This is a genomic window from Bradyrhizobium sp., from assembly GCF_035273305.1.
GTDB lineage: Bacteria > Pseudomonadota > Alphaproteobacteria > Rhizobiales > Xanthobacteraceae > Bradyrhizobium.
Genome location: NZ_DATEPI010000235.1, coordinates 1 through 20,636 on the forward strand (window position 1 = coordinate 1; position 20,636 = coordinate 20,636).

General features: G+C 61.0%; 20 protein-coding genes. 15 read left to right on the top strand and 5 right to left on the bottom strand.

Annotated elements, in window-relative coordinates; genetic code table 11:
- From VJV58_RS15785 to VJV58_RS15800, 4 genes are all read left to right on the top strand, one after another.
- Positions 1-536, top strand: a 536-nt coding sequence (locus tag VJV58_RS15785) for a tyrosine-type recombinase/integrase (protein ID WP_324138298.1), incomplete at its 5' end; no start/stop codon positions are given.
- A 195-nt stretch (positions 537-731) separates the two neighbouring features.
- Positions 732-1,694 (top strand): acetyl-CoA carboxylase carboxyltransferase subunit alpha, encoded by a 963-nt coding sequence (locus VJV58_RS15790; RefSeq protein WP_324138299.1) that lies wholly within the window; start codon positions 732-734, stop codon positions 1,692-1,694.
- Between the two features lie 177 nt (positions 1,695-1,871).
- Positions 1,872-3,383 carry a L,D-transpeptidase family protein gene (locus VJV58_RS15795; protein ID WP_324138300.1) on the top strand — a complete coding sequence of 504 codons (1,512 nt, stop codon included), beginning with the start codon at positions 1,872-1,874 and terminating at the stop codon, positions 3,381-3,383.
- Positions 3,384-3,774: 391 nt separating this feature from the next.
- Positions 3,775-4,155: a cupin domain-containing protein gene (locus tag VJV58_RS15800; protein WP_324138301.1), complete on the top strand. Its 381-nt coding sequence runs from the start codon at positions 3,775-3,777 to the stop codon at positions 4,153-4,155.
- A 112-nt stretch (positions 4,156-4,267) separates the two neighbouring features.
- Here the strand turns inward: VJV58_RS15800 and secA are convergent, their stop codons facing one another.
- On the bottom strand, positions 4,268-7,102 hold the full coding sequence (secA, locus tag VJV58_RS15805) for a preprotein translocase subunit SecA (protein ID WP_324138302.1): 2,835 nt from the start codon (positions 7,100-7,102) through the stop codon (positions 4,268-4,270).
- Between the two features lie 335 nt (positions 7,103-7,437).
- On the opposite strand from secA, the gene VJV58_RS15810 reads away from it, so the two are divergent.
- From VJV58_RS15810 to mutT, 3 genes are all read left to right on the top strand, one after another.
- Entirely contained in the window at positions 7,438-8,364 is a 927-nt protein-coding gene (locus VJV58_RS15810; RefSeq protein WP_324138303.1) for a peptidylprolyl isomerase, read from the top strand.
- Positions 8,365-8,542: 178 nt separating this feature from the next.
- Positions 8,543-9,784, top strand: a complete 1,242-nt coding sequence (gene argJ, locus VJV58_RS15815) for a bifunctional glutamate N-acetyltransferase/amino-acid acetyltransferase ArgJ (RefSeq protein WP_324138304.1) — start codon at positions 8,543-8,545, stop codon at positions 9,782-9,784.
- A gap of 73 nt (positions 9,785-9,857) precedes the next feature.
- Positions 9,858-10,268, top strand: a complete 411-nt coding sequence (mutT, locus tag VJV58_RS15820; protein ID WP_324138305.1) for an 8-oxo-dGTP diphosphatase MutT — start codon at positions 9,858-9,860, stop codon at positions 10,266-10,268.
- Between the two features lie 48 nt (positions 10,269-10,316).
- Here the strand turns inward: mutT and VJV58_RS15825 are convergent, their stop codons facing one another.
- Positions 10,317-11,168 (bottom strand): methyltransferase domain-containing protein, encoded by an 852-nt coding sequence (locus VJV58_RS15825; protein ID WP_324138306.1) that lies wholly within the window; start codon positions 11,166-11,168, stop codon positions 10,317-10,319.
- Between the two features lie 150 nt (positions 11,169-11,318).
- Here VJV58_RS15825 and VJV58_RS15830 point away from each other — a divergent pair, with 150 nt between their 5' ends.
- The 6 genes from VJV58_RS15830 to VJV58_RS15855 all read left to right on the top strand — a co-directional run bounded on the left by VJV58_RS15830 (position 11,319) and on the right by VJV58_RS15855 (position 14,626).
- Entirely contained in the window at positions 11,319-11,519 is a 201-nt protein-coding gene (locus VJV58_RS15830) for a hypothetical protein (protein ID WP_324138307.1), read from the top strand.
- Positions 11,520-11,597: 78 nt separating this feature from the next.
- Positions 11,598-12,077: a GcrA family cell cycle regulator gene (locus VJV58_RS15835; RefSeq protein WP_414641507.1), complete on the top strand. Its 480-nt coding sequence runs from the start codon at positions 11,598-11,600 to the stop codon at positions 12,075-12,077.
- A gap of 88 nt (positions 12,078-12,165) precedes the next feature.
- Positions 12,166-12,975 (top strand): ComF family protein, encoded by an 810-nt coding sequence (locus VJV58_RS15840; RefSeq protein WP_324138309.1) that lies wholly within the window; start codon positions 12,166-12,168, stop codon positions 12,973-12,975.
- Between the two features lie 30 nt (positions 12,976-13,005).
- The gene (gene grxC, locus VJV58_RS15845) at positions 13,006-13,281 is read left to right on the top strand and encodes a glutaredoxin 3 (RefSeq protein WP_324138310.1); all 276 of its coding nucleotides are present in this window, start codon (positions 13,006-13,008) and stop codon (positions 13,279-13,281) included.
- Complete coding sequence (locus VJV58_RS15850; protein ID WP_324138311.1) at positions 13,278-14,156, top strand: carbon-nitrogen hydrolase family protein; 879 nt, start codon at positions 13,278-13,280, stop codon at positions 14,154-14,156. The genes grxC and VJV58_RS15850 overlap by 4 nt, the downstream gene beginning before the upstream one ends.
- Positions 14,153-14,626, top strand: a complete 474-nt coding sequence (locus VJV58_RS15855) for a DUF1178 family protein (protein WP_324138312.1) — start codon at positions 14,153-14,155, stop codon at positions 14,624-14,626. Before VJV58_RS15850 ends, VJV58_RS15855 begins: the two co-directional genes overlap by 4 nt.
- Before the next feature lie 164 nt (positions 14,627-14,790).
- On the opposite strand, the gene VJV58_RS15865 is transcribed toward VJV58_RS15855, so the two are convergent.
- The 3 genes from VJV58_RS15865 to VJV58_RS15875 form a co-directional block, all read right to left on the bottom strand.
- Positions 14,791-15,690 (bottom strand): EamA family transporter, encoded by a 900-nt coding sequence (locus VJV58_RS15865; RefSeq protein WP_324138313.1) that lies wholly within the window; start codon positions 15,688-15,690, stop codon positions 14,791-14,793.
- A gap of 159 nt (positions 15,691-15,849) precedes the next feature.
- On the bottom strand, positions 15,850-16,623 hold the full coding sequence (gene ubiG / locus VJV58_RS15870; RefSeq protein WP_324138314.1) for a bifunctional 2-polyprenyl-6-hydroxyphenol methylase/3-demethylubiquinol 3-O-methyltransferase UbiG: 774 nt from the start codon (positions 16,621-16,623) through the stop codon (positions 15,850-15,852).
- Positions 16,624-16,639: 16 nt separating this feature from the next.
- A complete protein-coding gene (locus tag VJV58_RS15875) occupies positions 16,640-17,107 on the bottom strand; it encodes a PH domain-containing protein (RefSeq protein WP_324138315.1) in 468 nt (155 codons plus the stop codon).
- Positions 17,108-17,280: 173 nt separating this feature from the next.
- On the opposite strand from VJV58_RS15875, the gene VJV58_RS15880 reads away from it, so the two are divergent.
- Both VJV58_RS15880 and VJV58_RS15885 read left to right on the top strand, forming a co-directional pair.
- Positions 17,281-18,537, top strand: coding sequence for an aspartate kinase (locus VJV58_RS15880; protein WP_324138316.1), 1,257 nt, complete (start codon positions 17,281-17,283; stop codon positions 18,535-18,537).
- Positions 18,538-18,898: 361 nt separating this feature from the next.
- A partial coding sequence (locus VJV58_RS15885; protein ID WP_324138317.1) for a putative PEP-binding protein occupies positions 18,899-20,636 on the top strand: 1,738 nt, incomplete at its 3' end.

Below are 20,636 nucleotides of genomic sequence, written 5' to 3' on the forward strand. Positions count from 1 at the left end.
AACGTCTTCGCGCGACACGACTATATTGCCTGCTCGAGGTGCTGTACGCCACCGGCTTGCGGGTATCGGAATTGGTGGCGCTGCCGCGTTCGGCCGCGCGGCGTGACGCTGCGATGATCGTGGTTCGCGGCAAGGGGGACAAAGAGCGCCTGGTCCCGCTGAACGAGGCTTCTCGACAGGCGATGGCCGATTACCTGGTCGCGGCGGAAGCGACGTCGGCCGACAGCAAGAAAACCGCGTCCACCTCAAAATGGCTGTTCCCTTCCTTTGGCGAGAGCGGACATTTGACACGGCAGCATTTCGCGCGCGAGCTGAAGGAACTCGCGGCATCGGCCGGATTGCCCCCGCGGCTGGTCAGCCCGCACGTGCTGCGCCACGCCTTTGCCAGCCACCTCCTGCACAATGGCGCGGATTTGCGCATCGTGCAGACATTGCTCGGTCACACCGATATCTCCACCACGCAGATCTACACGCATGTGGTCGAGGAGCGGCTCAAGAGCCTTGTGCGTGACCTGCACCCGCTGGCGGAGAAGTGACCGTCGCGGTGTCAGCTTGACTTCGATCCGTTCTCACCCGAAACAGCATTTCACACCCGCGACGGCTCGGCACGCGAACGGCAAAATGGCCCTGACCCGCCCTTGTATTGCGCGCTAAACAATTGAAGATGAACGCTTGTTCGCGCGAGCCGGAACCGCTTCGTCCTAAGTCGCCCCTCGCCCTATATTGATATGATGCCGGATCACATGCGCTCCTACCTCGATTTCGAAAAGCCCGTCGCAGAACTCGAATCCAAGATCGATGAATTGCGCGCGTTGGCCGCGACCGGCAGCGACATCGGCGACGAGATCGCGCGAATCGAAGATAAGGCCCAGCAGGCACTAAACGATCTATACGCCAACCTGACGCCTTGGCAGAAGACGCTGGTTGCGCGCCATCCGCAGCGGCCGCATTTTACGGATTTCATCAATGCATTGATCGCCGAATTCACGCCGCTCGCCGGCGACCGGAAATTCGGCGAGGACGAGGCCTTGATGGGCGGCTTTGGCCGCTTCCGCGGCGAGAGCATCTGTGTAATCGGTCAGGAAAAGGGCGCCACCACCGAATCCCGGATCAAGCATAATTTCGGGATGGCGCGCCCCGAGGGCTACCGCAAGGCGGTCCGGCTGATGGAGATGGCCGACCGGTTCGGCATTCCGGTGCTGTCAATTGTCGACTCGGCGGGTGCCTATCCTGGGATCGGCGCGGAGGAACGCGGGCAGGCGGAGGCGATCGCGCGCTCCACCGACGCGTGTCTCTCTTTGGGTGTGCCCAACGTAGCGATCATCACGGGTGAAGGCATGTCGGGAGGCGCCATCGCCATCACCACCGCTAACCGCGTGCTGATGTTCGAACATGCCATCTATAGCGTGATCTCGCCGGAGGCAGCGTCTTCGATTCTGTGGCGCGACGGCACCAAAGCGCAGGAAGCCGCGACCAGCATGAAAATCACCGCGCAGGACATGCTGCGTTTCGGCGTGATCGATTCCATTCTGGCCGAGCCGCCGGGCGGCGCTCATCGCGATCCGCAGGCCATGATCGGCATCACCGGTGACGCCATCGCGCAGGCGCTAAGTGAGCTCCGCCACCTCGATTCGGACGCGATCCGAAAGCAGCGGCGTCAGAAATTCCTGGATATCGGACGAAAACTGAGCTGAGGCCGCGGCCCCGAGGGCGGCTTACCCTCTGGTTTTGCGAAATGCCGCCGCAATTAGGCCCAGACACGGATATTTAAGGTCTGTTGACCAATGGTGAGTTGAAACGGCCCGGAGGGGATGCACTGGCTTGCGACGCAAGGGGTCAGAGCGTAGTATTTTACTCAATCGCTTCAGGGCATGTACGCCATAATTGGGGGTGCGGAACTTGCCTGTCGGGTGTGGGGCTTTGCATTGATTTATCGCTCACTGTTTCGCGCGCTTATCACATCGGCCGCGCTCGGTGCCGGTGTGCTGCTCGCCGGCTGTAACAGCGACGAAATCTCGCTTGCCGCCAACGCCAAGGCCAACCAGCCGGTCCCACCCAAGCTCGTCGCCGAAATGACGGAAAAGGACATGGAGCTGCAATCTCCGATCCTGGTCCGTCTGTTCAAGCAGGAGGCTGAGCTCGAGGTCTGGAAACAGGACCGCTCCGGCCGGTTTGCGCTGTTGAAAACCTACCCGATTTGCCGCTGGTCCGGCGACCTCGGACCCAAGGTCCGAGAAGGCGACCGCCAGGCGCCCGAAGGCTTCTATTCGATTTCGCCGGCGCAGATGAACCCGCAATCGGCGTATTACCTTTCCTTCAACACCGGCTACCCAAACGCCTATGACAAGTCGCTGGGGCATACCGGATCGCAGCTGATGGTGCATGGCGATTGCTCATCACGCGGCTGCTACGCGATGACCGACGAGCAGATCGCCGAGATCTACTCGCTTGGCCGGGAATCCTTCTTCGGTGGCCAGAAAGCGTTCCAGCTTCAGGCGTATCCGTTCCGGATGACACCGCTGAACATGGCCAAACATCGTAACAACCCGAACATGCCGTTCTGGAAGATGATCAAGGAAGGCTATGACCACTTCGAGGTAACCCGGCAGGAGCCGAAGGTCGATTTCTGCGAAAAGAAATATGTGTTTGACGCGGCGAAACCGGCAGACGCCAAGCGCGACCCGGTGTTCGACGCATCGGCCAAATGCCCCGCCTACACTATCCCGGATGAGATCGCCGATGCCGTGCGCGAGAAGCAACAGCAAGATCAGGTCGAGATCGCCAAATTGATCGCAAAGGGAACGCCGGTCGCCCGCATGAACACTGGCATCGATGGTGGCATGCACAAGGTATTCGCTGCCAAGCTGCCCGATGCCTCTACGGGATTGTCCGAAGGCGGCGAGGGCCAGAGTCTGTCGCTGCTGGCACTTTCGCGCGCGCCCGGCACCATTCCCTCGACGGTCAATCCGCCGCACGGGCCGGTCACCTCGCCGCAAGAGCCATTGGTCGCCTCGATTGCCCCCACGCCTGCGCCTGCGGCGAAGTTGGCGTCGGTCTCGCCTCCGAATGCGCAATCCGACGGCTTCTTTAGCAACCTCGCCCGCAAGGTTGGTTTCGGCGCCACCGATACCACCGCAAGCGCGCAGCCGATCCCCTCCAAGCCAAAAGTGACCGAGGCTAAGCGTCACGAACCAACGTCGCGTCCGGAGGCCTCAAAGACTTCAAAACCGGAGGTCAAGCAGGCGGCCGCCCGGCCCCCGTTGAAACCGGCCGTCTCCGAGGCACACGCCGCGGCGTCGCCAGCCCAGGAGGCCCTGGTGGCGGGCTCTCAGCCGATCGTGCAGGCCAACTCGTTCGAGAGCCGGTTCTCGGGCTTCAAGTAATCCAGATTTTCGCTGTACGCTGCCATGACTCGGCATGGCGCAGACCATTTTGCGCCAACCCTGACTAGTTGTTCGCGGCCGGCCCCGCTTCACTCGTTTCAAAGAATCCCGTTGCAGCGAAGCCCGGGTCAGGCGCCTGGCGCAAGCGAACAATCAAAAAGACGAAATGTAGAGAAGCCTTAGGCCGCCTAGCGCGTACGCTACTGGGACAATCTCCCTGTTGCGGTGCGGTGATAGCGATCGAAGTCTTCACCGGTGACGATATCTCAAGCTGAGCTTGCGGTGCGTAATGTGCCAGACGCCGACGACAACCTTGCTGTCAGTCAAAAATTCCAGGAAGCTGGATACTGCAGAGCGATACTTAACGCCGATTTTTTGGGGAGGGACTTAAATGAAGATGATAATCGGAATTGTATTGGCTTCGATGTTGATCACAGCCGCAAGCGCACAAGAATCGCCGTTTCGAAAGGAGCTCAAGCGAGGCGATCTGACCGGCACGAATATGGAAATCATCACGAGTATTAGCGAACTGAAGCCTGGCGATATCTCCACGCTGCACATCCATCACGGCGATGAGTCTTATTATTTTCTTGAAGGTGGCATCATCGAACTGCCAGATGGAAAGCAAGTGCCCGTTCCGACTGGCGCAGTCGGCTTGAACGTGCGCGACACGCCGCACGGCGCTTATAAGGTTGTCGGCGATAAAACGATCAAGCTATTGACGGTCCACATCGTCGATAAAGGCAAGCCACTCTACGACACGCCGAAATAATAACCCGTTGCTGAGACTGAGCCGTTGCGCGCCGGTGCCGACTTTAGCTGCCTCAAGAGCTGCGTCGGAAAGCAAGTTCGGCTCCAGCTGCGCTGACCCATTGAGCAATCAGCTAAGCGTACTTGCCATGACAGTGCTTGTACTTCTTGCCTGAGCCGCAGGGGCAATCCTCATTGCGGCCGACCTTGCCCCAACTCGCGGGATTTTTTGGATCGCGGTCGGCGCTGGCGGCCGGCACCAGCGAGACATTGGCAAACGCCAGCTCGTCTTCACCGGTGTTCGGATCGAACTTGTGAGCTTCCATCGCGGGCAGTACCGGCTGTTGATCCTCCGGCGGCACGATTTCGACGCGCATCAGTTGCGCCGTCACCGCTTCGCGCAGATGCGCGATCATCGCCTCGAACAGGCTGAACGCTTCCGACTTGTATTCCTGCAGCGGATCGCGCTGGCCATAGCCGCGCAAGCCGATCACCTGACGCAGATGGTCGAGCATGATCAGATGCTCGCGCCAAAGATGATCGAGCGTCTGCAGCAGAATGGTCTTTTCGACGTACCGCATCACGTCGGGACCCCACTGCGCCACCTTGGCCGCCATGTGCTCGTCGACGCGCTGCTCGATCCTGGACAGCAGTTCCTCGTCTGCGATGCCCTCTTCCTTGGCCCACTGATCAACCGGCAGATCGATATCGAGCACCCGCTTCAATTCTTCCTTCAGGCCGGCGACGTCCCACTGCTCGGCATAGACATGTTCGGGCACATGCTTGGTCACGACATCCTCGACAAAGGCGCGACGCATGTCGGCCACCGTCTCGGCGACGCTCTCGTCCTTCATCAGGTCCACGCGCTGGTCGAAGATCACCTTGCGCTGGTCGTTCTGGACGTTGTCGAACTTCAGCAAATTCTTGCGGATGTCGAAGTTGCGGGCTTCGACCTTCTGCTGCGCCTTTTCCAACGCCTTGTTGATCCAGGGATGGATGATGGCCTCACCCTCTTTCAGGCCGAGCCGCGTCAGCATCGTATCAAGCCGGTCGGAGCCGAAGATCCGCATCAGATCGTCCTCGAGCGAGAGGAAGAACTTGGACCGGCCGGGATCGCCCTGACGTCCTGAACGGCCGCGCAGCTGGTTATCGATCCGGCGGGATTCGTGACGTTCGGATCCGATGATGTAGAGGCCGCCCGGCTTGTTGACGGTCTTGGCTGATTTTGCTCCCTTCGCGGGCTCGACCTCGACCACTTCTTCCGCCTTCAGCACGATGTCGCGGAAGCGTTCGACGTCGGCCTTGATGCGTTCGATCTTGGCAGCCTTCTCCGCCTCGTCCGTTATTTCTGCAGTCTCGTGCAGGATCCTCATTTCCAGCGAGCCACCGAGCTTGATGTCGGTACCGCGGCCGGCCATGTTGGTCGCGATCGTGATCGCGCCGGGAACGCCGGCTTCGGCGACGATGTAGGCCTCCTGTTCGTGGAAACGCGCGTTCAAGACCGCGAACAGCTTTGCGGGCTTGCCGGCGCGGGCAGCCGCGTAAAGCTTTTCCATCGCGTTGGGATTGCCGAAATCGATTTGCTTGTAGCCGTGCGCCTTGAGGTAGTCGGCGAGCACTTCCGATTTTTCGATCGAGGCGGTGCCGACCAGCACCGGCTGCAGCCGGGCATTGGCGCGCTCCACTTCGGCGAGGATCGCCGCGTACTTCTCTTTCTGCGTGCGATAGACTTCGTCGTCCTCGTCCAGCCGCGCCACCGGCACGTTGGTCGGTATTTCGACGACCTCGAGCTTGTAGATGTCGAACAACTCGTCGGCTTCAGTCGCAGCCGTGCCGGTCATGCCGGCCAGCTTCTCATACATCCGGAAATAGTTCTGGAACGTAATCGACGCCAGCGTCTGGTTTTCAGGCTGCACCGGCTGGTGCTCTTTGGCTTCCAGCGCCTGGTGCAAGCCTTCGGAATAGCGCCGGCCCGGCATCATGCGGCCGGTGAACTCGTCGATGATGATGACCTCACCGTCCCGTACGATGTAGTCCTTGTCGCGCTGAAACAGCGAATGCGCCCGCAGGGCCTGATTAATGTGGTGGACCACCGAGACGTTCTCGACGTCGTAAAGCGACTCTCCCTTGAGCTGGCCGGCGTCGCGCAACAGCGTCTCGATCTTTTCCATGCCGGCTTCGGTGAGCGTCACCGTGCGCTGCTTCTCGTCGACCTCGTAGTCGGTCTTGTCGAGCTTGGGAAAGAAAGTATCGATCGTGTTGTAGAATTCGGAACGGTCGTCCAACGGACCGGAAATGATCAGCGGCGTCCGCGCCTCGTCGATCAGAATGGAGTCGACTTCGTCGACGATGGCATAGAAGTGACCGCGCTGGACCATGTCCTCGAGCCGGTACTTCATATTGTCGCGCAGATAATCGAATCCGTATTCGTTGTTGGTACCGTAGGTGATATCGCGCGAATAAGCCTCCTTGCGCTCGGCGTCGTCCAGACCATGGACGATCACGCCGACCGTGAGGCCGAGAAAGTTGTAGATCTGCCCCATCCATTCGGAGTCGCGTCGGGCCAGATAGTCGTTCACGGTCACCACGTGGACGCCCTTGCCGGCGAGCGCGTTGAGGTAAACCGCAAGCGTTGCCACCAGCGTCTTGCCTTCGCCGGTTTTCATTTCGGCGATATCGCCTTCGTGCAGCACCATTCCGCCGATCAACTGAACATCGAAGTGGCGCTGGCCGAGCGTCCGCTTGGCCGCCTCGCGCACCGTGGCGAAGGCCGGAACGAGAATGTCGTCCAGCGTCTTTCCTTCGGCGAGTTGTTTACGGAATTCGCTGGTGCGCGCTTTCAGCTCTTCGTCCGACAGCGCAGCGATTTCTGGCTCTAAGGCATTGATGGCATCGATACGGGCCTGGTAACCCTTGATGCGCCGATCGTTGGCGGAGCCAAAAAATTTGCGGGCGAGCGCGCCGATCATGCCAAATTCCTGTTTTCGCGGTTCGACGAAGCTGCCGTGACGTTTTCCACCCAGATGCCTATCAACTCATCGTGACGCATTGCGGCGCTGAGCCCGGTTCGAGGGCACGCGCCAAACGAGTGGGAATTCAGCAATCCAAAATCAACGGCTAAAAACACGGCCAAATGCGCTATCGCCATCGACTTAGGTGCCGCAGAGATATGGCTGGGCTAGAGGCTTGTCAACGGCGCGAACCTCTCAAGGATTTCATCATTTTGACAGAGTTTTCGCGTTGCCAACGCGCCACGATTGGGCGAGTGTCCCGCCGCCCCAAAACAGCCCTATAAGGATTTTCCATGACTTCCTCGCTCCCGGAAACGAAAACCGGCCTGCGCCTTGGCCTCGCCTCCGCTGCCGTGGCCGGGTGTCTCGGCATGGTTCTCCTTGCCGGTTTGCCCGTCAGGGCGGACGACAGCAATCCGGTGCTGGCCAAAGTAAACGGCTCGGAGATCCGCCAGAGCGACGTTGCGCTCGCTGAAGAGGAACTCGGTCCGAGCCTGGCGCAGATGGATCCGGCGACCAAGAAGGACAACGTGCTGTCGTTCCTGATCGACATGAAGATCGTCGCCAAAGCCGCCGAGGACAAGAAGGTCGAAGATAGTCAGGAGTTCAAGAAGCGCCTGGCCTTCACGCGCAACCGTCTGCTGATGGACACGCTGCTGGGACAAGAGGGCAAGACGGCAACCACCGACGACGCCATGAAGAAGGTGTACGACGAAGCCTCCAAGCAGATCACTGGCGAGCAGGAAGTTCACGCCCGCCACATCCTGGTTGAGACCGAGGATGAAGCCAAGGCGATCGAGGACGAACTCAAAAAGGGTGCGGATTTTGCCGAGCTGGCCAAGAAAAAATCGAAGGACCCCGGCGCTTCGGACGGCGGCGATCTCGGCTTCTTCACCAAAGAGCAGATGGTGCCGGAGTTCTCCTCCGTCGCATTCTCGCTGGAGCCGGGCAAGATCTCCGATCCGGTCAAGTCGCAGTTCGGTTGGCACATCATCAAGGTCGAGGAAAAGCGCAGCCGCAAAGCGCCCGAATTCGACCAGGTCAAAGGCCAGATCGAGACCTATGTGACGCGCAAGGCGCAAGCGGACTACGTGGCGAAGCTGCGCCAGACCGCGAAAATCGAGCGGATGGATCAACCGGCCGAGACGGCAAAGACCGAAGCTGGGAAGCCCGAGGCTGCAAAGCCCGCCGCTCCAACGACCGCGCCCGCAAAGAAGTAACAATTCGCTGTCGCTTCTACGAATCCGATAGTATCTACAAACGTTATGGCCGGGCCTTGTCCCGGCCATCTACGTCTTTGGCCCCGATCCAAAGAGCGGGGACGTAGGTGGGCGGATCATATCCGGCCATAACCCTATTTTCGTCATGCTTTTTGCCCTGCTTCTTTCGGAATTGATGATGTCCTCAGCTGTGTCTCCACTCGCCCCGACCGATGTTCCCGAGATGCCCGCGATAACGGGCGTGAAGCTCGGCGCGGCCGCGGCGGGCATTCGTCAACAAGGGCGCGCGGATGTATTGCTCGCGATCATGGATAACGGCACGACCGTGGCCGGAGTTTTCACCCAATCGAAATGCCCGTCGGCACCCGTGGAATGGTGCCGCGCTAAACTGAGCCGCGGAAAAGCCCGGGGCCTGGTGGTGAATTCCGGTAATGCCAATGCCTTCACCGGCAAGACCGGACGACACGCCACCGCACTGACCGCCAGCATCGCGGCAAAGGCACTCGGGTGCAGCGCCGCCGAGGTGTTTCTTGCCTCGACCGGCGTGATCGGCGAGCCGCTCGACGCCACCAAATTCGACGGCGTGCTCGGCACGCTGGCTGAACAGGCCGCTCCGGGCGGCTGGATCGATGCCGCCAAAGCCATCATGACCACCGACACGTTTCCCAAAGTCGCGACCGCGACCGTGAAGCTCGGCAAGGCAAACGTCACAATCAACGGCATGGCCAAGGGTGCCGGCATGATCGCGCCGGACATGGCGACAATGCTGGCTTTCGTGTTTACCGATGCGCCGATCGCGGCTGGCGCATTGCAATCGCTGTTGAAGAGCGGCGTCGGAGACACTTTCAATGCGGTCACGATCGACGGTGATACCTCGACGTCTGATACGCTGCTCGCTTTTGCCACAGGCGCCGCCGCTGTCCGCGGCGCGCCGAAAATTAGCCGCGCGAGCGATCCTCGGCTGAAGGCCTTCACAAAGGCCTTTCGCGGCGTGCTGGCCGACCTCGCCGAGCAGGTCGCCCGTGATGGCGAAGGCGCGCGCAAGCTGGTCGAGATCATTGTCGAGGGGGCCGTCTCGAAAGCCTCGGCGCGCAAAATTGCCAAGTCGGTGGCGAATTCACCTCTGGTGAAGACCGCGATCGCCGGCGAAGATGCCAATTGGGGCCGGGTGGTGATGGCGGTCGGCAAGGCCGGCGAGCCCGCAAATCGAGACAAGCTCTCGATTTCATTTAATGGCATTCGCGTCGCCACCCGTGGCGCGCGCGATCCATCCTATGATGAGGCGGAAGTATCGAGAGCGATGCAGAATCCCAAGATCCAGATCAGCATCGCGCTCGGGATGGGCAAGGGCCGTGATCGTGTGCTGACTTGCGATCTCACGAAGGAATACGTTGCGATCAACGGCGATTACCGGTCGTGATCCGGCGGGCTGGCCACGATTCACTCATGGTGCTCCAGGTCTCATCGAGGCTGCCTCCCCTAGAATCAGCCGCATGACTTTCATCAACGTCACCCTGGTGGTTGCCTGCGCGCTGGTCGACGCTGATAGACGCGTACTGATCGCGCAGCGGCCCGAAGGAAAACCGCTGGCCGGGTTGTGGGAATTTCCCGGCGGCAAGATCGATCCGGGCGAACGGCCCGAACAGACGCTGATCCGGGAGTTGCGCGAGGAAATCGGCATCACCGTGAAGGAGGCCTGCCTCGCGCCGCTAACTTTCGCCAGTTACGCATACGAAGATTTCCATCTGCTGATGCCGCTCTATATCTGCCGACGATGGGACGGCGAGGTGATTGCGCGCGAAGGCCAGAAACTTGCCTGGGTGCGCGCCAACAAATTGCGCGGCTATCCAATGCCGCCGGCGGACGTTCCACTGATTCCGCCGTTAATCGATCTTTTGATGTGACGTCGCAAGCCGCTGACGGGCGACTTCACAATCAGTCGCGCGAAAGCATTAGCGCGGCTTTGTCTTTGTTACGGCGTCGGCCAGGCTCGCTTTTGCCGAGCCCGGCTGCAGCGGCTTCTGCTGACTCTCGTGCGGCGACCAGCCCGAGAGCCAGATCACGTCGAAGGTGGCGCGGATGCGGGCGTCCGCGTCAGCAAAGCGTTCAGCGTAGATCTGCGCCATTCGCAACATGGTCGCGCGCCGCGTCGGCATTCGCCGCCGCTCCACCAGAACATTAGTCGCGCCCATGCGCCTGAGGTCGTGCATCAGCTCGAACGGGCTATCGTACCGCACCACGACCCGATCGACATCGGTGACCGGTAGCGCGAATCCTGCGCGCTGGAGAAGCCCTCCGACTTCGCGCACGTCAGCGAACGGCGCGACCCGCGGGGAGACCCCGCCTTCACATTCGGTTTCTGCGGCCGTAAAGGATTGCCGTAGCTCGGTCAGCGTCTCGCCGCCGATCATCGCTGCCAGCAGCAGCCCATCTGGCCGCAACGCGCGTCGGATCTGCGCGAGGACGCCGGGCAGATCATTCACGAATTGAAATGCGAGAGCCGAGACGACCAGGTCGAGCGATTCCGGCCGGATCGGAAGCGGCTCGGACTCAAGTTCCGGCAGATCCACCCGCACGACTTGACCGATGCGATCCAGAAGCGCGGTCCGGAGCTGGCCGCCTGGCGTACCGACGTCGGCCGCGCTTTTGAACGCGCGCAGCACGACGCGCAGCCGCTCCGCCGCGTCCTCGGCAACGCGGTCGAGCAGAAATGTTGCGGGTTCGCCGAGCAAGGCCCGACGTTGCCGCGCGCGCAGCAGAACGCGATCGAACAGAGAGAGCGCGGAATTCGGGGCCGAAATCATGGTCCGGTGGTACGCCGATGCCCGCAGGTCTGGCAATCCGGTGGCCCTCCGGGCGGCAACTCGCTGCGCCCAAATGGAACCCCTGGCGGAGTCGGATCTGACTCTAAAAAGTTACTTTTCAGTACACCGAATTAAGGCTAGCTTTTTGGCATGGCCACGGAAAAAGCCGAAACAGACCGCGTTCCGATTACGTTGGCGCTCTCCACCATCAGCTATCTCGAAAAACTGGTGAGACAGGGAACCCACGGTACCAGCGTTCCAGGCGTCGCAAGGACCCTTATCGAGGAAGGCATTCGGCTCGCCATCAAGGATGGGCTGCTTTCGATCCGCGACAACGGCAAGACGTCCTGAAGGAGTTTTCGGAGCACGGGCGGTTCGGATGCGGCGAGGCCAAACAATTGATCGATGACTCCTAGCCGGGACCTCAACATGCCCCTCAACCAGCCCACCTGGACTGCCGAACGCATTGAACTCCTCAAGAACCGATTTGAAGCCGGTTTGTCGTGCCGCGAAATTGCGAACGACATCGGAGTAAGCCGCAACGCAGTTATCGGCAAACTCTCCCGCCTCAATCTGACACGCGAAAAGCCGCCCGGTGCACCGCGCCCGCCGCGAAAGGACAGCGCTAAAGGGGCGCGATCAAAATCCATGCCAAGGCTGCAGTATCAATTGCTGCGGAAACTGTACTCGGAGCCGCAGCTTTTGGCCGACCACGAGCCAATTTCGAACGACGCGTGCTGCTCGTTGCAGGAGTTGAGCGAAGCGCGATGCCGCTGGCCGATCGGCAATCCGGGGGCGAGGGATTTTCGCTTTTGCGGCATCAGGCCCGTCGAGAGCCTGCCCTACTGCCTGGGCCACACCCGGCTCGCCTATCGGCCGGGCTCGCGACAGCGCGCTGCGCGAGCGTGAAGTTCGTAGCCATGTGCGCGATGCGCTATCGCGTATCGATGTGATTGGCGCTTGAGAGTCTGCAATCTCGGCGCTAAGCCTGACAGAGATGGACGCCGGGGCATCACCGCCAAATTCGATCTCCAGAGTTCTGCGCGGCACCTTGAGTGCGTGTCGCGGGGCATGGCATCACGCCGCGCGGATGGCGCTCGACGTCGCGCTGCCGACCCTATGCGTTGCCTGCCGGGAGCCGGTCAATGGCGAAGGTGTCTGCGCAAACTGTTGGGCGAAGCTGTCGTTTATCGCGCCGCCACTCTGCCCGAGGCTTGGCATTCCCTTTGTCTACGACCCGGGTCCGGGATTGTTGTCGATGGAGGCGATATCGGATCCACCAGCCTACGGACGCGCGCGGGCTGCGGTGCGTTATGACGACGTCGCGCGCACGCTCGTGCATGCGTTGAAATACCAGGACCGCACGGACCTCGCGCCTGCGATGGGACGCTGGATGGCGCGGGCCGGGCGCGAACTGATCGAGCAGAGCGATGCGCTGATTCCGGTGCCGCTGCATTGGCGACGCGGTTGGAGCCGCCGCTTCAACCAGTCCGGCGCCCTCGCCCGCGTCATCGAACGGCAGACCGGGGTCAAGTTGTTATCTGGAGTGTTGCGCCGCGTTCGGCCAACGCTGCAGCAAATCGGCCTTTCCCGGCCTCAGCGCGCGAGCAACGTACAGGGCGCGTTCAAGGTTGCTGCTGACAGGCAGTCCGAGATTCAGGGCCGGCGCGTGGTTCTGATTGATGACGTGCTGACCTCCGGCGCTACCGTAGATGCCTGCGCACGGGCGCTTTTGCGCGCAAAGGCGGCGTCAGTGGACGTGCTGGTGTTCGCCCGGGTTGTGGACACCCACAAAGCTCCCATATAATCGCGTACTTCTGCGAGATCAGAGCGCGACATGACCGCTGCTATCGAAATTTATACGCGCCCGGGCTGCGGCTATTGCAGCGCCGCCAAATCACTGCTCACGCGTAAAAAGGCCGCTTTCACGGAGCGTGATGCCGCGCTCGATCCCGCGATTCGTCAGGAGATGTGGGATCGCGCCGGCGTCGGCGCGACGTTTCCGCAGATCTTTATCGGCGAAATCCATGTTGGCGGTTGTGATGAACTGTATGCGCTGGACCGCCAAGGCAAGCTTGACTCGCTCCTTGCGGGCGAAAAGGCCCAATCATGACCGCTGACCTCACGTTCACCGCCGCCATGGTGCAAATGCGCACGGGATTGTTGCCTGAGCCGAGCCTTGAGCAGGGAATACGGCTCATTCGCCAGGCCGCCAGTCAGGGGGCTGACTATGTGCTCACTCCCGAGGTGAGCAACATGATGCAGGTCAACCGCAAGGCATTGTTCGAGCATCTGTCCAAGGAAGAAGACGACCGCTCTTTGAAGGCCTATCGCGCCCTCGCGTCCGAACTGAAGATTCATCTCCATATCGGATCGCTTGCGCTGCGCGCCTCGCCGGAGCGGGCTGTCAATCGCTCATTCCTGATCGGACCGGATGGGATCGTCATCGCAAGCTACGACAAGATCCATATGTTCGACATCGATCTTCCTGATGGAGAGAGCTATCGCGAGTCCGCCAATTATCAGCCTGGGGAGACCGCTGTCATAGCTGATTTGCCTTGGGGACGCATTGGGTTGACTATCTGCTATGACCTGCGCTTTCCGGCGCTCTATCGTGCGCTGGCGGAAAGCGGTGCGTCCTTCCTGGCTGTGCCCTCCGCATTCACCAGGAAAACCGGCGAAGCGCATTGGCACACGCTACTGCGCGCCCGAGCCATCGAGAATGGCTGCTTCGTTTTTGCCGCCGCCCAGGCGGGCATGCACGAAAACAAGCGCGAGACCTACGGCCATTCACTGATCATAGCCCCTTGGGGTGAGATACTCGCCGAGGGTGATAACGAGCCCGGCGTGTTTATGGCAAAGATCGATCCGGCGAAGGTGGAGGTCGCGCGCAGGGCAGTACCATCGCTGCAGCATGGCCGCCGCTTCAGCGTGGCCGACCCCAAGGCCGGCCCCGAACATCTGCACCTGGTGCGAGGATCGGCATGATCCGGTATGCGCTGCAATGCGACCGCGGCCACGGGTTTGAAAGTTGGTTTCAAAACTCATCCGCCTACGAGACGCAGGTCAAGCGCAAGCTGGTGAACTGTCCCGGCTGCGGTTCGGCCAATGTCGAAAAAGCCATCATGGCTCCGCAGATCGTCAGCAAGAAGGCTCGGGGCGCGGAAAAAACGCCCGCGCCCGCCCCCGCCACTGACGTCGCAGCGCCCGCCTCCACGCCGCTCCTGATGTCGGAAGAACGCGAACTTCGCGCCAAGCTGAAGGAATTGCGCGACCATATTGTGAAGAGCGCAGACAATGTCGGCGAGCGTTTTCCGAACGAAGCTCGCAAGATGCATTACGGCGAAATCGAGCACCGTCCAATCTACGGTGAGGCTTCATCGGATGAAGCCCGCGCTTTGATCGAAGAAGGCGTCGAAGTAACTCCGCTGCCGGTCCTGCCCGACGACCGGAATTGACGGTTAGCGACCGCGCAACTCGCCAATCCCGGGCCTATCTCGCCCAGAAGTTGGGCCTTTCTGGTGCTTTCCGGGCTTGGCACCGGCGTATCGTGGCTGTGTTATTTCCAGGCGCTGATCGCGGCCGGGGCGGTGCTGATCGCATTCAAGCGCTGAAAAAGATCTTACACTGAGACCAGCAGCGCAACGCCTGCCACGATCAGAGCGATCCCGAAGAGTTCGCGCGCCGACACCGGCTGCTTGAACGAGTAATATGCAACTGCTTGCGCGAACAACACTTCAACCAGCGCCAGCGTGCGCACATTCGCGGCCGCTGTGAGCGCGAAGGCTAGGAACCAGAACTGCGAGGCGAACGCGCCCATGAAGCCGGCGAACATGGATGGCCGCCACAGGCCCAAAATTTTATCCAACACCTCAGGCGCCCGCGCCAGCAGGTAGATCGTCAGCACCAAAGTCTGCACGAACAGTCCGAACACCAGCGTAAATGATGCCGCGGTTACGAACGATACGCCCGGCACAGTGATGATCGCGCCGCGAAATCCAATCGCCGACAGGGCGAATGCCGCCGCAGCAACCAGCCCGGTAATCGTCGGCTTCAATTCGGCAAACCCTTTTTCGCCGCCCGGCCGAAGCGCGGTGATCACCACGCCGACGGTCGCGATCAGGATCGCCACCATCTTGAGAAAGGTGAGATCATCGCCAAGGAAAACAAAGCCGAAAATCGCGGTCTGGATCGCCTCGGTCTTCAGATAGGCCGTAGTCACCACAAACGAGCGATCGTTCATGGCGACCAGCATCAGTCCGGTAGCCACGATCTGACTGAGAGCGCCGAGCAAGAGCCAGGGCCAGAAAGCAGCCGGCGGCCACGGCACCCGGTCACCGGATGCGACGATCACCACTGCGAAGAACAGAAGCGAGAACGGAAACCCGAACAGGAAGCGGATATTTGTAGCGCCCCAGGTGCCGAGTGGCGCCGTCAATTGCCGCTGCATCGCATTGCGCGCGACCTGGCCTAGCGCGGCGGTGACCGTGAAGGGAATCCAGAGCGAGGTGATGCCAAACATTTGCGGAGGATCTGCCAGGGGCCAAATGAAGCCACCCTGCAGTCATGGCCGAGAGCGGTCAACCGCCAGCACTGCATGCTGGATCAACGCAGCGCGCGATCGATCATGGTGCGATCAGACGATCATGGGGCGATCAGAACGTGCGAAGTCCAAGCTCCGCTACAATCCCTCGGCCAGCACCATGTAGTTCACGTCCATGTCGGAGGAGAGACTCCAGCGATCGCCGAACGGGCTATAGACGACCCCGGTCTGATCGGTGATGGCGAGCTTGTTTTTGCTGAGATAGTGCGCAAGCTCGTCAGGGGTGACGAACTTGTCCCACTGATGCGTTCCGCGCGGCAGCCACCGCAGCACGTACTCCGCCCCAACGATCGCGAATGCGAAACTCTTCCAGTTGCGGTTCAAGGTCGAAATCACCATCAGTCCGCCGGGTTTCAGCATCGCGGCGCATCGACTTATAAACATGCCGACGTCGGTGACATGCTCGATCACTTCCATGGCCAGCACGATGTCAAAGCGCTCGCGCGCGTCCATCTGCTCGATGGTGGTGCAGCGATAATCGATTGACAGGTGCCCCTTTTCGGCATGATGGCGAGCGGCGGCGATGTTGCTGGGGGAGGGATCCACACCGATCACCTGCGCCCCAAGTCGGGTAAACGGCTCACACAACAAACCGGCGCCGCAGCCGATATCAAGGATACGCAAGCCGGCCAGGCAATTCAGGCTCTTGATGTTGCGCTCGAACTTGCGGCATGCGGCATCCCGGATATAGCTCAGCCGCAGCGGATTGATCTTGTGCAGTGGGGCCATTTTACCCTTGGGGTCCCACCATTCGTCGGAAAGCGTGGAAAATTTTGCGACCTCGGCAGGATCAACCGTGGTCGCCGCCGGGCCGGGAGAAGCGTTTTCGGGTGAATTTTGTTGCATGACCATGGATGGCGCGCCGCTCCTATCGCGCGGTGATGTAGTTGCGAAACGCGAGCGGCGAGGCGATGGTCGAGATGGTCTCCTTGCCTTCCCCCACGCCGAGGATCGTCACGTCACCATAATTGAGAATGCGGCCGAGTATACTTTGGTTCACATCAACACTCTCCACCTTGTCGAGGCTCATCTCGAAGGTTCGCCGCTTGATGAATCCGGTCTTGTGAACGACGCGCAGATTGGTGACATCCGTTTCCGTGGTCCAGCGATGAAACCAGGCCCTCGCCGTCCAATACGCCGCCACGATCGCTATTACCGCGGCCGCCGCAAGGCAGAGCAGGACAATGCTGTCGGTCGTGGTCGCTCGTGACAGGACGAGGAGGATGATAACCACGATCCAGGCCAGGATCGCGGGCATGTAGAAGATCCAGTGCGCGTTGGTCGAATACAGTAGCCTCTCGCCCGGCTGCAGGATTTCCTCGATATAACGCCCCATAATCTGGCCTCAAATTCCCTGGCGCTACGCTATCCCGGACACTGGCGCTCACACCGGAACCCGGTTGCTTGCCCCGAACCGCACCGCTATGTATACGCGCCTTTTGGCCGGCGCACCTCCGTTTCCGCGCAGGTCCCTAACAACTTAACCCCTCAAGGAATGTATCAGTAGCCATGGGCCGCCTCGTCATGAAATTCGGCGGCACGTCGGTCGCCAGCATCGAGCGCATCCGCAACGTCGCGCATCATGTGAAGCGCGAGGTGGATGCCGGCCACGAGGTCGCGCTCGTGGTGTCGGCGATGGCCGGCACCACCAACCAGCTCGTGGCATGGTGCAGCGAAGCCTCGCCGATGCATGACGCACGCGAATATGACGTGGTGGTCGCATCCGGCGAACAGGTCACCTCGGGACTTCTCGCGATCGTGTTGCAGGGCATGGGCATCCAGGCCCGCTCCTGGCAGGGCTGGCAAATTCCGATCAAGACCAGCGACGCCCACGCCTCGGCGCGTATTCTCGAGATCGACGGCGGCGAACTGATCAAGCGTTTCAAGGAGCGCAAGGAAGTCGCGGTGATCGCCGGCTTCCAGGGCATCAACCCGCAAACCAACCGCGTTACCACGCTGGGACGCGGCGGTTCCGATACCTCGGCTGTCGCAATCGCAGCCGCGATCCGCGCCGACCGCTGCGATATTTATACTGATGTCGACGGCGTCTATACGACCGATCCGCGCGTGGTCCCGAAGGCGCGCCGGCTCGACAGGATCGCGTTCGAGGATATGCTGGAGCTCGCCTCGCAAGGCGCCAAGGTGCTGCAGGTGCGCTCGGTGGAACTCGGCATGGTTCACAACATGCCGATCTTCGTGCGCTCAAGTTTCGCCAGGCCCGAGGGTATTGACCCCTACGCCAATCAACCGCCCGGTACGCTGATCTGCAGCGAGGAGGAAATCATGGAAAGCCACGTCGTGACCGGAATCGCGTTTTCCAAGGATGAGGCCCAGATCTCCGTGCGGCAGATCGAGGATAAGCCGGGCGTTGCAGCGACCATCTTCGGCCCGCTCGCAGCCGCCAATATCAATGTCGACATGATCGTGCAGAACGTATCGGAAGATGGCGCCACCACCGATCTTACCTTCACGGTGCCTGCTTCCGATTACGCGCGTGCGCGCGACACCATTGCATCGGCCAAGGGAAAAATCGGGTACGCACGGCTCGATACCGCCACCGACGTGGCAAAGGTGTCGGTGATCGGCAGCGGAATGCGCAGCCATGCCGGCGTGGCGGCGCAGGCGTTTGCGGCGCTGGCCGCGCGCAACATCAACATTCGCGCCATCACCACGTCTGAGATCAAGTTCTCGGTGCTGATCGACACCGCCTATACGGAGCTGGCGGTGCGAACGCTGCATACGCTTTACGGACTCGATCACATTTAGAAAGATTCTCCGGCGCGATCGGCACAATTGTCCTGAGATCGCGCCCCAAACGTTATATTTTGCGCAACAGGATAGAATCCGCGCGCAATCTGGCGAATCGTGCGCCGCTTAGCACCCGCAGCATTTGGCCTCTAGAGTCAGGCTCGTATGTGGCAGGGGTTTTGCTTGGCAAAGCAAGCCTCGATTCGCTATACGGCCAGAGGGGTGGACTGCTGAGACTGTGCAACAGTTTTGGTGATGCTGATTCGGCTGGCATTGCGGGTTGCGGCGGCGCCGAATGGATAAAACTATTATTTTTCTTCGGTTCAATGCCAGTGCCGGCCACCCGGCGGGCTGGGTTCGTGGAGGAGGAAGTTAGCGAATGCGGAGCGCGTCGGGAGGTCCCCGCGTCTTGCTGAGACGGCTCCGCGAAACGATGGCGGAGCAGGTTAGCGCTCAGGAGCGCCTGGACAAGATCGTGGTTCTGATCGCGGCCAATATGGTGGCCGAGGTCTGTTCGACCTATGTGCTGCGCGTCGACAACACGCTCGAACTTTATGCCACTGAGGGCCTCAATCGCGACGCCGTGCACCGGACCGTCCTGAGCGCGCATGAAGGCCTGGTCGGTCTGGTCGCAAGCGAGGCGACGCCTCTTAATCTAAGCGACGCGCAAAGCCATCCGGCATTCTCGTTCCGCCCGGAGACCGGCGAAGAAATCTACCACTCCTTCCTTGGTGTCCCCATCCTGCGCGCCGGAAACACGCTCGGCGTGTTGGTGGTGCAAAACCGCGCCAAGCGCACCTATGTCGAGGAGGAGGTCGAGGCGCTGCAGACCACCGCGATGGTGCTGGCGGAAATGATCGCCTCGGGCGAACTGTCGTCTTTGGCCCAGCCCGGCGCCGAACCTGCCGCGCGGCATTCCCTGCACAAGAACGGCGCTATTCTGTCTGATGGTATCGCGCTCGGCCATGTCGTGCTGCACGAGCCGCGCGTGGTGATCACCAACTACATTGCCGAGGACCTGCCAAGGGAAATCAAGCGGCTCGACACCGCGCTCGCGAAACTGCGTGCCGATCTCGACCGCATGCTGGAGCGTGGCGACGTCGCCGAGGGCGGCGAGCATCGTGATGTGCTGGAAGCCTACAGGATGTTCGCCAACGACCACGGCTGGTCGCACCGCCTTCACGAGGCGGTCGCAACCGGTCTCACCGCGGAGGCCGCAGTCGAGCGGGTGCAGTCCGATACCCGCGCGCGCATGTTGCGTTCTACCGATCCATATTTGCGCGATCGGCTGCATGATCTCGAGGATCTCGGCCATCGCCTCATGCGCCAATTGGTCGGGCAGGATCACGCGCCATCTCGCGAACAACTGCCGGACAACGCCATTATCATCGCGCGCGCGATGGGGCCTGCGGCGTTGCTCGATTACGATCGCAAGCGGCTGCGCGGTCTGGTGCTGGAGGAAGGCACCGCCAATTCGCACGTTTCGATCGTGGCGCGCGCGCTCGGCATCCCTGCTGTCGGCGAAATTCCTAACGCCCCGGGTATCGCCGACCCCGGCGATGCCATCATCGTCGATGGCACCTCGGGCGAGATTTATATACGGCCCTCGGCGGAGATCGAATCGGCCTATGCGGAACGGGTGCGCTTTCGGGCCAGACGCCAGGCGCAGTATTCGGCGTTGCGCGACAAGCCTTGCGTGACCAAGGATGGTCAGCCGATCGAACTGATGATCAATGCGGGCCTGACGATCGATCTACCGCATATCGACGATACCGGCAGCGCCGGCATTGGCTTGTTTCGCACCGAGCTGCAGTTCATGGTCGGCCAGAGCCTGCCGCGCACCAGCGACCAGCTCACGCTATATCGCGCCGTGCTGGATGCGGCCGGCTCCAAGCCCGTTACCTTCCGCACCCTGGACATCGGCGGGGACAAGGCCCTGCCCTACATGGAGACAGTGATCGAGGAAAATCCCGCGCTAGGCTGGCGCGCGATCCGACTTGGGCTGGACCGGCCCGGGCTGCTGCGCGGCCAGATCCGCGCGCTGCTGCGGGCCGGCGGCGGCCGCGCCTTACGCATCATGTTCCCGATGATCACCGAAGTTGCTGAGTTCGACGCCG

Bases quoted from the DNA above. Each gene is read 5' to 3' on its own strand.
- VJV58_RS15790 (WP_324138299.1), top strand. From the start codon at position 732: ATGCCGGATCACATGCGCTCCTACCTCGATTTCGAAAAGCCCGTCGCA.
- VJV58_RS15795 (WP_324138300.1), top strand. From the start codon at position 1,872: ATGTACGCCATAATTGGGGGTGCGGAACTTGCCTGTCGGGTGTGGGGC.
- VJV58_RS15800 (WP_324138301.1), top strand. From the start codon at position 3,775: ATGAAGATGATAATCGGAATTGTATTGGCTTCGATGTTGATCACAGCC.
- secA (WP_324138302.1), bottom strand. From the start codon at position 7,102: ATGATCGGCGCGCTCGCCCGCAAATTTTTTGGCTCCGCCAACGATCGG.
- VJV58_RS15810 (WP_324138303.1), top strand. From the start codon at position 7,438: ATGACTTCCTCGCTCCCGGAAACGAAAACCGGCCTGCGCCTTGGCCTC.
- argJ (WP_324138304.1), top strand. From the start codon at position 8,543: ATGTCCTCAGCTGTGTCTCCACTCGCCCCGACCGATGTTCCCGAGATG.
- mutT (WP_324138305.1), top strand. From the start codon at position 9,858: ATGACTTTCATCAACGTCACCCTGGTGGTTGCCTGCGCGCTGGTCGAC.
- VJV58_RS15825 (WP_324138306.1), bottom strand. From the start codon at position 11,168: ATGATTTCGGCCCCGAATTCCGCGCTCTCTCTGTTCGATCGCGTTCTG.
- VJV58_RS15830 (WP_324138307.1), top strand. From the start codon at position 11,319: ATGGCCACGGAAAAAGCCGAAACAGACCGCGTTCCGATTACGTTGGCG.
- VJV58_RS15835 (WP_414641507.1), top strand. From the start codon at position 11,598: ATGCCCCTCAACCAGCCCACCTGGACTGCCGAACGCATTGAACTCCTC.
- VJV58_RS15840 (WP_324138309.1), top strand. From the start codon at position 12,166: ATGGACGCCGGGGCATCACCGCCAAATTCGATCTCCAGAGTTCTGCGC.
- grxC (WP_324138310.1), top strand. From the start codon at position 13,006: ATGACCGCTGCTATCGAAATTTATACGCGCCCGGGCTGCGGCTATTGC.
- VJV58_RS15850 (WP_324138311.1), top strand. From the start codon at position 13,278: ATGACCGCTGACCTCACGTTCACCGCCGCCATGGTGCAAATGCGCACG.
- VJV58_RS15855 (WP_324138312.1), top strand. From the start codon at position 14,153: ATGATCCGGTATGCGCTGCAATGCGACCGCGGCCACGGGTTTGAAAGT.
- VJV58_RS15865 (WP_324138313.1), bottom strand. From the start codon at position 15,690: ATGTTTGGCATCACCTCGCTCTGGATTCCCTTCACGGTCACCGCCGCG.
- ubiG (WP_324138314.1), bottom strand. From the start codon at position 16,623: ATGGTCATGCAACAAAATTCACCCGAAAACGCTTCTCCCGGCCCGGCG.
- VJV58_RS15875 (WP_324138315.1), bottom strand. From the start codon at position 17,107: ATGGGGCGTTATATCGAGGAAATCCTGCAGCCGGGCGAGAGGCTACTG.
- VJV58_RS15880 (WP_324138316.1), top strand. From the start codon at position 17,281: ATGGGCCGCCTCGTCATGAAATTCGGCGGCACGTCGGTCGCCAGCATC.